This is a genomic window from Hufsiella ginkgonis (genome assembly GCF_009834915.1).
GTDB classification, from domain to species: Bacteria; Bacteroidota; Bacteroidia; order Sphingobacteriales; family Sphingobacteriaceae; genus Hufsiella; species Hufsiella ginkgonis.
The window spans coordinates 169,247-183,566 of the sequence record NZ_WVHS01000002.1; the positions used below are offsets into that span (position 1 = coordinate 169,247).

The following is a 14,320-nucleotide window of genomic DNA, read 5'->3' on the forward strand; positions in this document are numbered from 1 at the left end:
CTGCAACCGCAGGCTATTCCCCTGGTGGAAAATCCGCTCCTACGGTAGTTTCCTCCCACGCATCAAAATCCTTTTTGAGCACTTCTAATTTCGCCCTTCCTCCTTTCATGGCGTTTGCACCAAGCAGGAGGTATAAGGGAGGCTCCGGCGACTCGACAGCGGCGATGATCGCTTTTGCCGCGCGTACCGGGTCTCCCGGCTGTTTGCCGCTATAGCCGCGGATGGTACGGATATTTGCCCCTGCAGTGGTATCGTAGTCTTCGATCCCTTTATGCGTTTCGTTGGCCGAACGCCCCGCCCAGTCGGTGCGAAAACCGCTTGGCGCGATCACGGTTACCTTGATGCCCAGCGGCGCTACTTCTTTGGAAAGCGATTCCGAAAGCCCCACCACCGCAAATTTGGTCGCGTTATAGAAGCTGATCCCGGGGAACGCCACCAAACCTCCGATCGAAGCCACATTCAGGATATGACCGCTGCGCCGGGCCCGCATGGCAGGGAGTACCTTTTGTGTTAAACTTGCCAGTCCGAACACATTCACCTCGAACATCCTGCGGACCTCGTGCTCGTCACTTTCTTCCAGCGACGCGAAGTAGCCGATCCCGGCGTTGTTCACGAGCACGTCGATTTGGCCAAACTTAGTTTGAACAGCTTCTACCGAAGATACGATCTCTTCCGCTTTCGTCACGTCGAGCTTCACCGGGAAAGCCGTGTCCGGGTAAGCACTGATAATGTCGGCTATATCCGCGGTGTTCCGCGCAGCCACCGCCGCTTTATAGCCCTTGCTGAGCACTTCTGTTGCCAGCTCCCGGCCAAACCCGGTAGAGCAGCCGGTAATAAACCATACTTGTTCTGATGCCATGATAGTTGTTGCTTTGCTGCAAAGTTAGCAGGTAGTTGTGAGTTATCGGTGTCAGTGATCAGTTTTAACTCTGACCATGATATCAGTATCCTTGCTATTCCCCTCTAAAAGTCTTACCTTTGCCGGAAATTATCAGCCCCTTGCCAGCAAGTTTCGGTGATAGCGCAAAGTATTAAGTATGAAGAAGATAGTAGATTACCGCAAATTGTTGGGCGTAACTGAATCGGCGGAGTTGCAGGAATTAAAAACCGTGTACCGCAGTTTAATGAAAACCTGGCATCCCGACAAGTTTACAGAAAGTGTGGAAGCCCGCACGGAGGCGGAAGAAAAGAGCAAAACGATCATCGAAGCTTATCACTTCCTGGTGAGCATTGCGCCCGAAACACGCAGCCAGTCGCTGGCGGAATATACCGCTACCACCACTACTTCAAACATTGCGGATTACGATTATAAAGGACAGGTGCTTACCATTACGTTCCTGGATGGCAGTGAATACGAATATTTCGACGTGCCGCGTGCCGTGTATATCAAGTTCATCAATGCCGACTCCCCGGGGCGTTTTGCACGCCGCCATATTTACAACTCCTTTGTTTACAGGAGCGTAAATAAACTCGTCGCATCAGCTTAGGCGTTCACGGCTGTCCTGACCGCATAGATGGCTGCAACGATGTGTTTGCAATGTTCCACTTTATGCGGGCAATTACAGATCGCCCCGGTGATCCTTCCTGCGGTGAGCTGGATCCTGACCTGGTAAGCGGCCGAACCGGTAACTTCCGCCAGCCAGGTTCCCCCGTCCGTTTCCCGGAGCGAGGTCACCATTCCCCCGGTAAAATAATCGTAACCCTTTTCGAGCAGGTACGGTGTAAGGTATTGTTCAAAGTCGGTGAGTTTCATGGTAGCGATATTGGTTTAGGGGTAAAATAGCGTTTCTTTGAAAATAATCTTTAACCAGGTTTGAAAAGAGCACATCATCAGGCAATGGACTGATGCGAATCCTGCCATTGCTCCTGTGTGTGAGAAATATGCCCGGTTGTGTAGTGACTTTTTCTCCTGTCGGCAATGGACAATACCACGCAGCCTGTTATGGTCACGAAGAGATTACTGCCAGGTACACATAATCGTACGTGGTGTCGCCGCTCCCATTGGTAAAAGTCGTGATTTCGCGGGGGAGAGATGCAGTATATGTTTTGCAATCCATGGAATTGCCACCCGGGCGGGCGAGTCAAAGAATGTTAACGCAAGCGCACGGCGACCAGAATAAAAAACAGGAAAACAAACCTGAATAGCAATTTCTCCCAAAAAGTCCAGGCGGGTTGTTCCTGATGTTGTACATCCATGCGATAAGTTTACGAAAAGATTTATATTTAGCCGCCCGGAAACCACCTTTCGGCGCCATGCTTAAAACCTAATTATATGTACAAAATCGCTTTTAGCCTGTTCTCTTTGCTGCTCTTTTTCGTTGGAACCGATAAACAACGTCACGAAACGGGGCAGGCTGAAAATACCCCGCGGGTAGATTCGCTCAGCAGCGCCGTTAAGTGGCCGGATGAACTGCAGCTTACCTATTTCGCGGGACCCAGCCTTACGCCGAGTCCTGCCTGTATCGCGGTATCGCCCACCGGCGAAGTGTTTGTAGGCGTAGACCAGATCGGCTCACTCGGTAAGAAGCCCGGAAAGGGAAGTATCGTAAAGCTTACGGACAACGACAACGACGGCAAAGCAGATAAAAGTTCCGTTTTTGCCATGGTAGATAACCCGCGGGGCATCCTGCCGATAGGCGATAAGGTGTATGTGCTGCACACCACCTTTTCCAAACAAACGGGAATCGCTACCGGTATGGACCTGGTGGTATTTGAAGATAAGAACAACGATGGCCTGGCAGATGGCGAGCCTAAGCCATTGATCCAGAATATCAGCTCGCCGAAGTTCATCCAGAGCCGCGGCACCGACCACGCCACCAACGGTATCCGGATGGGGATCGATGGCTGGATCTACATTGCCTGCGGCGATTTCGGCTTTTCCAATGCCGTCGACCGCTCCGGGAAGAAGATGACCATGCTGGGTGGCGGGATAGTGCGCGTGAGGCCTGACGGTACCGGCATGGAGCTGTACACCCACGGTACCCGTAACATTTACGATGTGGCCATCGATCCTTTTATGAACATTTTTACCCGCGACAATACCAACGACGGCGGCGGCTGGAACATTCGCTTCAGTCATCACATCCAATCGGGGGAATATGGTTACCCGCTGTTATTTAAGCATTTTACGGAAGAGATCCTGCCCGGCCTGGTGGATGTTGGCGGAGGTTCGGGCACCGGATCTTTTTACATGAACGAACCTACCTGGCCGGAAAAGTACAACCATGTACCCATGATGGCCGACTGGGGCAACAGCTTCCTGTACCTGCACCGGGTGACCCCCGATGGTGCGAGCTTCACGCAAAAGGATGAAACATTTATCAAACTTCCGCAGATCACCGATCTTGACGTGGATGGTTCAGGCCGGATGTTTATGTCGGCCTGGGATGGTGCGGGTTATTCCGGCAGCCCCAGCAAGGGATTTATCGTACGGGTGATCCCCAAAGGGTGGAAGTATAAACCTTTTGCCGACCCGAAAAAAGCTTCGGTGAAGAAATTGGCAGAAATGCTGAAATCGGCGAGCGCCGTAGCCCGTCTCAGCGCGCAACAGGAAATGCTTACACGCGATGCAGCTGATGTATCAAAGATCACCTGGAAGATCGCGGCCGACAGCAAACTGCCGCTGGAAGTACGTGCCGCAGGGATCTTTACTTATACCCAGGCAGCCGGCGCAAGCGGCATTGCTAACCTGGTTAAATTAACCGAAGATGCGATGGTCCGTGAGTTCGCCCTGCGGGCACTTACCGACCGTAAAGAGCATTTGGCTTCGGTGCCGCTGGAACCCTTTATAGCCGGCCTGGATGATGCATCGCCACGTGTACAAACAACGGCGATCATCGGGTTGGGACGCTTAGGGCGCCCGGAAGCCATTCCTGCATTACTGAAAATAAAAGTTCCTTCTTCTTTCGTGGCGCCTCCAAAGAACGTGGAAGGACCGCATGCCACACCTAATTCGGCCATGATCCCGGCACATCTCGCGGTGCGCGCACTGGTAAGCCTGGGGGCTTCCGACGCCTGCGTGAGAGCGATCGGTACTGAAAGCTCGACCATCGCCTTATGGGCCTTGCGCTATATGCACGACCCGGTAGCGGTGAATGGCCTGATCGCCGCCTATGCAAAAACAAGCGATCCTGCATTGAAAAACCAGTTACTTACCACCCTGGCACGCCTCTATAAAAAAGAAGCGCCTTACGAAGGACAATACTGGTGGAGCACTCGTCCCGATGGACACGGTCCATATTATAATGCCGTTACCTGGGAGCTGTCGCCTGCCATAAAAACGGTGCTGATGGGTGTGTTTACCGCCAGTAATGCGACCGAGAAGTTGTTTTTCGCCGACCTGAACGATAAGTTCCAGATGGAGATCAACGAATTTGGCGGCGAAACGGCCGTGGTAGCCAGGGAAGAACCGAAGGTCGACCTCGAAGCCATTAAGAACAAGAAGGGACAGGTTGGTGCTTCTTCGATCGAAGATGTGATGCTTGCCATGGCTAAGATCCCTGGCGACCCGTTGATTGGCAAGGCGGTGTTCCTGCGCCAGGGATGTGTGGCTTGTCACAGTATTAATAAAGGTGAAACGTTAAAAGGGCCCTTTATGGGCCAGATCGGCTCGATCATGAACCGCGAGCAGATCGCCGAATCGATCCTGAAACCGAACGCCTCCATTTCGCAAGGGTTTGCCACGGTATTGGTCACCCTTAAGGGCAATAAAAGCGTAATGGGATTTGTGACCGCTGAATCAGCCGATAAGATCTCTATGAGGGATATCACAGGCCAGGTTACCGTGGTTAAAACGGCGGATATCATCACCCGGAAGGAAATGGAGACCTCCATGATGCCGGTGGGGTTAGCCAACGCACTCTCTTATGAAGAATTTGCGGGATTGATCACCTACCTTTCTAACCAGAAAAAGTAGCAGCCGTTTCCAGTATTTCGATCCGGTCGCCGCGCCTGATCGTACCGGCACTCCTCGGGACCAGTGTAATGCCAAAGCTTACACCGCCCCGGGGATGTTTTTTATACGCCGCGAGCGTTTTCAGCGGTTCTTTATCCGCGCGTTTCTGGTGTGTTTCCGGGTCGATCAGGGTAAATACGCAGCGCTTGCAGGTTTCGTTCGCCTCAAGTATCACATCGCCGATACGCACTAGTTTCCAGGACTCTTCTTCCTGGGGCAGGCAACCGCTAACAACCACGTTCGGACGGAAATGATGAACAGATACCGGTTGTGCCAGCTTCCCGTTCAGCTCGGCTACCGACTCTTCAGAGAGGATCATAACAGGAGAGGTGTCGGCATAACTTACTTTATCTGTTGCACGCGCATTGTATTTCGGCGGGATAATGCGGCCACGGGTATCGTCCATAAAAATCAGGCGGCAATCGGTTCCCAGGTGATCCGAGATCAGCTGATCGGCAAGAGAGCCAACCCGGATCCCGCTCACTTCATTGCTAAATAAAGTCGCCGGTACCAATTCTTCCGGCGGAGGATTAAGCGTAACCGAAATACCGGCGCCATCGGGGGTACTTATTTCAAGCGCGTGGCCTGACAGCCTGGTACGTATGCCAAGCATTGCCGGGTACTCGCGGGCGGTAAGCACGGTATGATCACGGTCGATAATCGCCCAGCGCCTGTCATAAGCCAATCCCTCCGGCAATACGGCACTTTCGGTAACGCTTAACCGGTAGGTAGATTTAACGGGGTAGAGAAAAATGTCGGAAATACGCAGCATCTACTCTTTCGTATCAGTTACCTCGCGTTCCACCGTGATGGTGCAATCGCCGATGAGGGCTGCCATCGCGCCAACGGCGGCCAATACAGGGGCAAAGATCACGCCTGCCAGGCCAACGTTCAGCGGGAAGTTCATCAGCTCTTTCCCTGATTTATCGCTCACCGTGATCTTACGGACATTGCCTTCTTCGATAAGCTCTTTGATCTTCTTTAAAAGATTTTCGCCGGCTACGGCAAAGGTTTCTTTGTTGATTTTCATGTTGTTCGGATTATAATCGTACCGGGTGAAATAACCGGCTACCGTGATTTAGAGTCGATTGAAACTGGTTTGTTACCAAAAGTACCTTATCTTTGTCTGCATTATCACCTACCTGCAATGACGGAATATTTCATCTTTCTTAAAGAATGGCTCCTGGACCTCGGCGAAGACCATAATGTAAACCCCTTTGTTTTCGGTGGCCTGTATTTAACCAGCAAGGTCTTTTTCTTTTCGCTGCTGGGTTGGACCATTAAATGCTTCCGTGCACAAAAGCCTTTCATGATCATCCTTGCGCTGGCTTTCCTGAGCTTCAGCCTTCCTTACTTATACCTGATCATCGCCGGTGAGAACATTTCGGTGTGGATCTACGTGTTCATCGCCAGCGTGCTTTCTTACGGGGCGTTTACCATCTGGAAGAAATTAAACGGGAAACCTGTAGTGGGTTAGTCAGCTGCTTTGTCTTTTTTGTTTCAGCAGCAGGTCTATCGCGTCATTTAGTGATCCCGCGCGGATCACTTCCCCGGAGTTCACAAAAAAGATCTCATCGGCATTTTCGATCGTGTTTAGCCGGTGTGCGATGATCACCCGCGTAGTGGTTTCAGGAAGTTTGCCGAGGATCTCACCCAACAGTTTCTCGGTAATGGTGTCGATGTTCGCTGTGGCTTCATCAAGGATCAGCAGGCTGGGGTCCCGCAATACCGCGCGCATAAAGGCGATGAGTTGTTTCTGGCCGAGACTAATGCTGTCGCCACCCGATGCTACTTTGGTGTCGAGCCCGCTTTCGAAAATGGCGAGCAGGCTTCCAAGCCCTGCATCCAGGATCACCTGTTCCAACTCCTTGTTGCTAAGGTCCTCGTAGCGGTTGTTCCCGTACAGGATGTTATCTTTCACGGTCCCGGTAAACAGGAACGGTTCTTGTAAAATAAACCCGATCTCGTGGCTTCGTGCTGCGGGCGAGTAAGTGCGTATGTCTGTTCCGTTTAATAAGACTTGTCCTTTCGACGGATCATACAATCGTGCAATAAGCGAAGCCGTAGTGGTTTTCCCACCGCCGGTAGGGCCCACCAACGCATATGTTTTGCCGCGTTCAAGCTTAAAGCTGATATTATGGAGGATCTCCCGGTTTTCGTCATAGCCAAAATGTACGTTACGGAACTCCAGCAGCGGCGCTCCCGTTTCGGGTGTGGCTGCGGGTAGTTGCGGAAGATCCGGTTCCAGGGAAAGTATTTGCGAGATACGGTCCCAACCGGCCATCGCCACCTGGAAGTTGGTCCACAGTGCCGCCAACTGCCTGAGCGGGTTGTAAAAATTATTGGCGTAGGATAAGTAACTGATCAGAAGACCGATAGAAAATTCACCTATCGTGATTAAGTAGATCCCGAACGCCAGTACGATCAATTGCGCCACGCTGGCGAAGAAACCATAAACGGGGACGAACACGTTATTGGCAAGCCCTGAGCCAATGGCGGTGCGGTAATTTTCGCGGTTGGCGGCATCAAAGCGTTTCCTGAAATAATCGCGGCGGTTAAAGGCGATGATCACTTTAAAATTATTCAGGCTTTCCTGGATCTCGGCGCTCATATTACCGGTACTTTTCAGGTTTAGCGCGTTTTTTCTCTTGATCCAGGGAGAAAGCGCCAGTGTAAGCAGCAAGATCAGTACCGCGGGGACCAGGGTGGCCGCACCGAGTCTGGTATTGATGATCAGCAGGAAGATCCCGGCTCCGATCATGATGGAAATGTTGCCGATAAACTGCATCAGCGACTGCGAGAAGAACTGGTTCAGTTTATCCGTATCGTTGTTAACGCGCGAGATCAGGTCCCCTGCCTTGTTCTGGTTAAAAAAACCGACAGGCAATTGCTGGAGCTTGTTAAATATCGAGTTCCGCAACGTAAACAGCATGCGCTGACCAACACCGCCCATCAGCGTTGTTTGCATATAACTTGTAAAGAGTGCGGCAAGGAACATGCAAAGCAATATCGCAGCGTTGTGCAGCACACCTGTGAAATTCTTTTGCTGTACATAGCTGTCAATGGTATGGCCGATGATCAGCGGGATGAGCAGGCTCAGCGTGGAGTTAACCAAAATGGCTGCCAGCGCAAAAAACAGGATGCGTTTTTCGTGTGCGATAAGCTGCAGCAGCTTTTTGACTCCCGCGAGCGTAGATGTTTTCTGTTGCGCCGCGCCCAGCTTATTGAGGTTGTAATTCATGTATGGATCGGTAGGTTAGCGGGCGATGCCGGGTTCATAGTTACTGGTACTTTGCTGTGAGTCGAGGATCTGGACGTATTCGGTGCTCGTTCTTAACAGGTCTTCGTGCACGCCGCTGGCCACGATCTCGCCCTGCATCAGCAACACGATCTGGTCATAGTGCGCTACCGACGCGATCTTTTGTGTAACCGAAAGCAGCGTAAGCCCGGGGTAGTTACGCTGGATATTGTCCAGGATCTTTCGTTCCGTCTCCTGGTCTACACGGGCGGTAAAATCATCAAGCAGCAATACTTTCGGGTTAATTGCAAGCGCCCGTGCCAGCATGATGCGTTGTTTTTGTCCGCCGGAGAGGCTCGATCCGCGTTCGGAGACGATGGTGCTTAAACCGTCAGGCAAACTTTCGATAAAGCCGGTGAGCTCGGCGGTTTCGATGGCTTTGGCCAGGGATTCATCCGTGATGGTATCGCTAAAGGCGATGTTTTCCCGAATGCTCATGTTAAAAATGATGCTGTCCTGGAACACGAAGCCCACCTGGCTATGGAATGAATCGCTGTCATATTCGGTTATGGCATGTCCGTCGAACAGTATCTCGCCGGATGAGGGACGGATCAGGTTGGTGAGCAGGAATAGCAGCTGCGTTTTACCTGCGGCCGTAGGACCGATCACGGCGATCTTCGAGCCCGCCGGCACCGATAAGGAGAGGTCTTTTAACACGGGTTTCTGGTCGTAGATCACCGAAACGTCTGTCAGCACGATATCGCCGCGAAGGACCTCTTTTCGCTTCCCCGCGCCGGTATTCTCCGGTGCATTGAGCACCATGCTGATGCGCTGGAAGGAAGCGGTGGCCTGCGCGATCAGGTTGCTCATAAAACCGAGAATAAAAATAGGAAAGATGATCAGCGAGAGGTAACTGCTGAAGGCTGCGTAGTTACCCAGCGTCATCGTTCCGCTGATCACGAAATGGCCGCCCATCACCAGGATGGTAAGTGCCGCCAGGTTGGCAGTAAAAGTGACGATCGGGATCAGCCCGGCGAAAAAGCCAAGGATCCGTAAGCCGTAGTTTTTTGCCTCCGTATTGGCCCTCAGGAATTTATCGTATTCAAGCTGCTGCGAGTTAATGACACGGATAAGCGCCGATCCCAGGATGCTCTCGTTAATGACTTTATTCAGCTGATCGATAACGCCGCGGCTCTTGATGAATAATGCGCGGACATTCTTTAAAACGTAAAAGAACGTACCCCCGATGATGGGGATGATCGCGATGATAGCCAGCCCCAGTTTCCAGTTGATGGTAAGGAGCAAAATACTTCCCCCGACGATGATGAAAAGCGACGATACGATAGACACCAGCGCCTGTGATACGAAAAGCTTGATCGAATCGACGTCGGCCGTAAGGTTAGTGAGTAACTTCGACGGGTTGGCTTTCTCGATAAAGGCGTAACTCTGTTTGGAAATTTTATCCGAAAGGCGCTGCCGCAGATCACGCGCCACTTTCTCCGAAGCGTACGTCTGGATAATACTTTGCAGGTAGCCGAAAACAAAGACCAGCAGTACTGCTGCCGAAAATTGCCGGATCACCCGTGTAAACACGAATCGCTGTTTAGCGTAGTCGTCGATACCGCCCGCAATGATCTTAGGCAGCCACAGGTTAATGCCATTGCTCACAAGGGCAAACAGCAGGAGCAGGGATATTACACCAACATAGGGTTTTAAAAGGCTTGAAAGTCCGGGTGGCTTCGCACCGCCTTGCGGAGATTTGGGAGACTGCATGTTAGGTATACGACGAGCAAAGTAACGGAATATTTTAAAAGGATGCCTTTAAAGAATGTTTATCCCCGCTTTCGCGGATAAATGGCCGGCTGGTGATCAAACCTCACCATTGCGACGTAGAATATAACAAAACAATGATAGCTTGTAACGAAAAAGATAAAAGTCAGTGATATTTGTTATTAAATTGTAAAAATTATATTTGCTTATTAGCGAAATCGTAAAACGATCCCTTTACACCTTTTCACAATAAACTAAGTTATATGAAATCTTATTTACTTGCCTCTATGGTATTGCTTGCCGCAGGTTCAACGGCATTGGCGCAGAATTTTCCCGCAGGCGGGGGCGGGGGACGACCGGCGGGCGCCGTTGCCGGACCGGCCGCCAGCATCGCCGCGGTTACGCAGGGCTTTAAAAAGTTCGAGGGTTATTTCAACTTTTATTATGATGAGAAAACCGGGAAGATCCTGCTGGAAGTAGATAAGTTCGACCAGGATTTCCTGTACTTCAGCTCGCTGACGGATGGCGCAGGCAGGAACGCAGAACGTGGCCAGGCATCTGCCGATGTGGCCCGGTTTGTGAAGATGGGCCCTAAGCTTTTCCTGGTAGAACCAAACTTGTCTTATCGTGCCGGTAACGGCAACCCCGACGAGGTAAAAACCGTTGAAGGCTCTTTTGCCAAATCGGTGATCTGGGGATTTTCGCCGGTCGCAATAGAAGGTGAAAAAGTCCTGGTCGATCTTACGCCATTTATTGTTCGCGACGCATTGGGCATCGGCGCCCGGCTGGGTGCACCCGCTACTTCCGGGGGACCGGGAGGCAGGGGCAATGCCGCAGGCGGCGCAGGCGGTGCTTACCGGGTGGATGATACGCGTTCTGCCGTTTATCTTCCTACCACTAAGAATTTTCCTAAGAACACCGAGTTCGAGGCCATGCTTACATTTACAGGCGGCGGTGGCGGCGGACGCGGATTTGGTGGCGGCGGTCTTGCGCCGGATCCTTCGGCGGTGACCATCCGCATGCACCAATCGTTCGTGGAACTCCCCGATGGCAATTTTAAGCAGCGCAAGTTTGATCCGCGTACCAGCTTTAACTCGTTCAGCTATACAGATTTCTCGGCGCCGATGAACGAGCCCCAGGTAAAGCGGTTCACCCGTCGTCACCGGCTCGAAAAGAAAGACCCGAACGCGAAAGTGAGCGAAGCCGTAAAACCGATCGTTTACTATATCGACAGGGGAGCACCGGCCCCTATCAAAAAAGCGCTTATCGAAGGCGGCGCCTTCTGGAACGAGGCATTTGAAGCTGCCGGATTTAAGAACGCGTTCCAGGTAAAAGAGCTTCCCGAAGGTGCCGACCCGATGGATATCCGTTATAACGTGGTGAACTGGATCACCCGTGCCGGAAGCCCGCGGGCATTTTCGTACGGTTCATCATACAGCGATCCGCGTACGGGGGAGATCATTAAGGGCGTGGTTACGCTGGGGTCAGACCGTCACCGCCAGGATTACATGATCGCCGAAGGCTTGCTTCAGCCGTATATTGACGGCAAGCCTGTACCGAAGATCATGGAGGAAATGGCACTTGCCAGGATCCGCCAGCTGTCGGCCCACGAGATCGGACATACGCTTGGGTTTACTCATAATTTTGCAGCCAGTCCGAAAGACCGTGCATCGGTGATGGATTACCCGTTCCCAAGGATCGCGCTTAAAGCTGATGGTACCATCGACCTCTCTAACGCCTATGCGAAGGGGATCGGCGAATGGGATAAGCGTGCCGTAATGTGGGGATATTCCGTATTTCCGAAAGGAACAGACGAGAACGCCGCCCTTGATAAGATCATGGACGAAACCATAAAAATGGGTTTCCAATATATCCCGGATATCGGCGGGTACGTGCATCCTGCATCTCACCAGTGGGACGACGGCGCCAACCCGATCGATGAACTGGATAAACTGATGAAGGTTCGCCGGCAGGTGCTGGACAATTTCTCAGAAAAAGCGATCGTTGCAGGTGCGCCAATGGCTACGCTCGAAGAAGTACTGGTACCGATGTACCTGCTGCACCGATACCAGATCGAAGCGGTAGCGAAATCGATCGGCGGCCTGTACTTCACCCATGCAGTAAAGAACGACGGCCAGGCGCCTACCAAAATGGTTGATCCTGTGCAGCAATGGCGTGCATTCGACGCGCTGATGGCCACCGTTTCGCCGGATGCGCTGGCGTTGCCTGATGCGCTGATCTCGAAGATCCCGCCGCGGCCTACCGGTTTCCCGGCTTCGACGGAGACGTTTTCGGGTTATACCGGCCCCACGTTCGACCCGATCGCTACGGCGGAAAGCGCGGCGAACGAAACCATCTCCTCGATCCTGAACCCGGCGAGAGCGGCGCGCCTGATCGAATACAACGCCCGTGATGCCAAACAGCCGGGTTTTATGGCCGTTGCCGACAAACTGATCGCACAAACATGGAAAGCGACCCCGGTAACAGGATATAAAGGGGAACTACAGACCATGGTGAATAACCTTACACTTAAGTTCCTGCTCCAACTGGCCGCTAACACCGATGCGGCAGAAAACGTACGCGGTGAATCGATGCTTAAAGTCGAAGAGCTAAGGCAGTGGATGACCTCGGCCATGGCCGGCGCATCGCCCAAGCAAAAGGCAAATATGATGTTCGGCTTATCGCAGATCGAAGAGTTTAAACAATCGCCCGGCAAGTTCCAGCCGACGGCGCCGCAGGTGATGCCCCCGGGCGCACCGATCGGTATGCCCGGAATGGACTTCCTGAACGATGACATCCTGAATTAATACCGGTTATTGCCCCGGAATACGTGTCATACCGGTTATTATCACATTACAACAAAACTTATTAATAAACACGGAGGGCCAACGGTCCTCCGTGTTCGTTTGTCGGGAGATGTGACAAAACGCCCGTAATGTATCCGGATTGTTAGCTAGTATACAGGTCGGTGCAGGATGGTATCGTGCGGACGATATGTTAGTTTTGGTTACCTGCTAACCAATTGTATGACACTGATTACCGCCCCCAGAAACGCCGTTTTCGCGTTGTTATTATTGAGTTCACCTGTGCTCGCTAGGCAACAGACGCCTTCGCAACAAGTCACCCGCCGTGCACCTGCCGCCGAAGTTGCCGGGATCCCGGTCAACTATGACGATGCCAAAGCAGGCGCCTATACACTTCCGGATGTACTGACCCTTAAAAACGGGAAAAAGGTAACCGACGCTAAAACGTGGACCAATAAAAGAAGACCGGAGCTGATTGCGCTTTACGAAACCGAGCAGTTTGGTAAGGCTCCTGCAAAACCGGCCGCACTGCGCTGGGAGGTATTCGACAAGGGCACGCCCGCGCTGAACGGCACGGCCATCCGCAGACAGGTTACCCTCTATTTCGACCAGGACACTTCGAAACATAAAGTCGAGCTGCTTATTTACTTCCCTGTTGGCGCTTCAAAACCTTCGCCCTTATTTATGGAAGTGAATTTCTCGGCCAACTCCGCGGCAGTGAACGATCCCGGGATAAAGCCATCGCTGTCGTGGAGCAAGGAAGGCAAGCGGGTTCCGGTGGCGGCCCGGCCAGGTTTCGGCAGACTGGCGGTGGACAAGTTCCTTTCGGAGGGTTTTGCCGTTGCCACGGTTTGCTACACGGATCTCGAGCCCGACGCGCTCAATGCCGCTACCTGGGGCATTCGTGGGAAATACCTTAAAGCCGGGGAAACAAAACCTGCCCCCGACGAGTGGGGCGCCATTGCGGCTTGGTCATGGGGCATCAGCTGCATCATGGATTATCTCGTAACAGATAAACAGGTGGATGCCAAACGTGTCGCCATTCACGGTTCTTCCCGGTTGGGAAAAACAGCATTATGGGCTGGGGCGAAGGACCCGCGCATTGCCCTGGTCATAGCCAGTGCTTCCGGGGAAGGGGGCGCTGCGCTGAGCCGCAGGAATTACGGGGAGACCATCGCTCATATGGTGGCGCCCACCCGCTACGATTACCAGTTCGCGGGCAATCGCGCCAAATATGCGGCCGATCCCGCCACCTCACCGATCGATGCACATATGCTCGTTGCCCTGATGGCGCCCAGACCGGTATTGCTGCAAACGGGTGATGACGATGGCTGGTCGGACCCCAAAGGCGAGTTTCTCGCGGCCGTAGCCGCTGAGCCCGTGTTTAAGCTGTTCGGGAAAACAGGACCCGGAACCACGATCATGCCGCCTCCGGCGGACCAAAGCCTGCTGCTGAACACACTCGGCTACTACGAACACATCGGCGGACATGGACCGATCCCTGCTGATTGGGGCCTCTTTGTGACGTACTTAAAGAAATTTTTATAATACATA

11 protein-coding genes are annotated in these 14,320 nt (G+C 52.6%); 5 read left to right on the top strand and 6 right to left on the bottom strand.

Annotation, left to right across the window (positions count from 1 at the left end; translation table 11 throughout):
• Positions 1 to 13: 13 nt before the first annotated feature.
• Complete coding sequence (locus GS398_RS07545; RefSeq protein ID WP_160906164.1) at positions 14 to 859, bottom strand: oxidoreductase; 846 nt, start codon at positions 857 to 859, stop codon at positions 14 to 16.
• A 178-nt stretch (positions 860 to 1,037) separates the two neighbouring features.
• Between GS398_RS07545 and GS398_RS07550 the strand changes: the two genes are divergently transcribed.
• Positions 1,038 to 1,487: a KTSC domain-containing protein gene (locus tag GS398_RS07550; RefSeq protein WP_160906165.1), complete on the top strand. Its 450-nt coding sequence runs from the start codon at positions 1,038 to 1,040 to the stop codon at positions 1,485 to 1,487.
• Here the strand turns inward: GS398_RS07550 and GS398_RS07555 are convergent.
• Positions 1,484 to 1,753 carry an SWIM zinc finger family protein gene (locus tag GS398_RS07555; RefSeq protein WP_160906166.1) on the bottom strand — a complete coding sequence of 90 codons (270 nt, stop codon included), beginning with the start codon at positions 1,751 to 1,753 and terminating at the stop codon, positions 1,484 to 1,486. The genes GS398_RS07550 and GS398_RS07555 overlap by 4 nt on opposite strands.
• A gap of 519 nt (positions 1,754 to 2,272) precedes the next feature.
• Between GS398_RS07555 and GS398_RS07560 the strand changes: the two genes are divergently transcribed.
• Positions 2,273 to 4,915: a DUF7133 domain-containing protein gene (locus GS398_RS07560; RefSeq protein ID WP_160906167.1), complete on the top strand. Its 2,643-nt coding sequence runs from the start codon at positions 2,273 to 2,275 to the stop codon at positions 4,913 to 4,915.
• On the opposite strand, the gene GS398_RS07565 is transcribed toward GS398_RS07560, so the two are convergent.
• Positions 4,899 to 5,726 (bottom strand): MOSC domain-containing protein, encoded by an 828-nt coding sequence (locus tag GS398_RS07565; RefSeq protein ID WP_160906168.1) that lies wholly within the window; start codon positions 5,724 to 5,726, stop codon positions 4,899 to 4,901. The two genes, GS398_RS07560 and GS398_RS07565, sit on opposite strands and share 17 nt — an antisense overlap.
• Positions 5,727 to 5,984, bottom strand: a complete 258-nt coding sequence (locus GS398_RS07570; RefSeq protein WP_160906169.1) for a DUF4342 domain-containing protein — start codon at positions 5,982 to 5,984, stop codon at positions 5,727 to 5,729.
• A 117-nt stretch (positions 5,985 to 6,101) separates the two neighbouring features.
• Here GS398_RS07570 and GS398_RS07575 point away from each other — a divergent pair, with 117 nt between their 5' ends.
• On the top strand, positions 6,102 to 6,431 hold the full coding sequence (locus GS398_RS07575; protein WP_160906170.1) for a hypothetical protein: 330 nt from the start codon (positions 6,102 to 6,104) through the stop codon (positions 6,429 to 6,431).
• On the opposite strand, the gene GS398_RS07580 is transcribed toward GS398_RS07575, so the two are convergent.
• Both GS398_RS07580 and GS398_RS07585 read right to left on the bottom strand, forming a co-directional pair.
• Positions 6,432 to 8,195, bottom strand: coding sequence for an ABC transporter ATP-binding protein (locus GS398_RS07580; protein ID WP_160906171.1), 1,764 nt, complete (start codon positions 8,193 to 8,195; stop codon positions 6,432 to 6,434).
• A 15-nt stretch (positions 8,196 to 8,210) separates the two neighbouring features.
• Complete coding sequence (locus tag GS398_RS07585) at positions 8,211 to 9,965, bottom strand: ABC transporter ATP-binding protein (protein ID WP_160906172.1); 1,755 nt, start codon at positions 9,963 to 9,965, stop codon at positions 8,211 to 8,213.
• Between the two features lie 260 nt (positions 9,966 to 10,225).
• On the opposite strand from GS398_RS07585, the gene GS398_RS07590 reads away from it, so the two are divergent.
• Positions 10,226 to 12,769, top strand: a complete 2,544-nt coding sequence (locus GS398_RS07590) for a zinc-dependent metalloprotease (protein WP_237488129.1) — start codon at positions 10,226 to 10,228, stop codon at positions 12,767 to 12,769.
• Positions 12,770 to 12,988: 219 nt separating this feature from the next.
• Positions 12,989 to 14,314, top strand: coding sequence for an alpha/beta hydrolase family protein (locus GS398_RS07595; protein ID WP_160906173.1), 1,326 nt, complete (start codon positions 12,989 to 12,991; stop codon positions 14,312 to 14,314).
• Positions 14,315 to 14,320 lie beyond the last annotated feature (6 nt).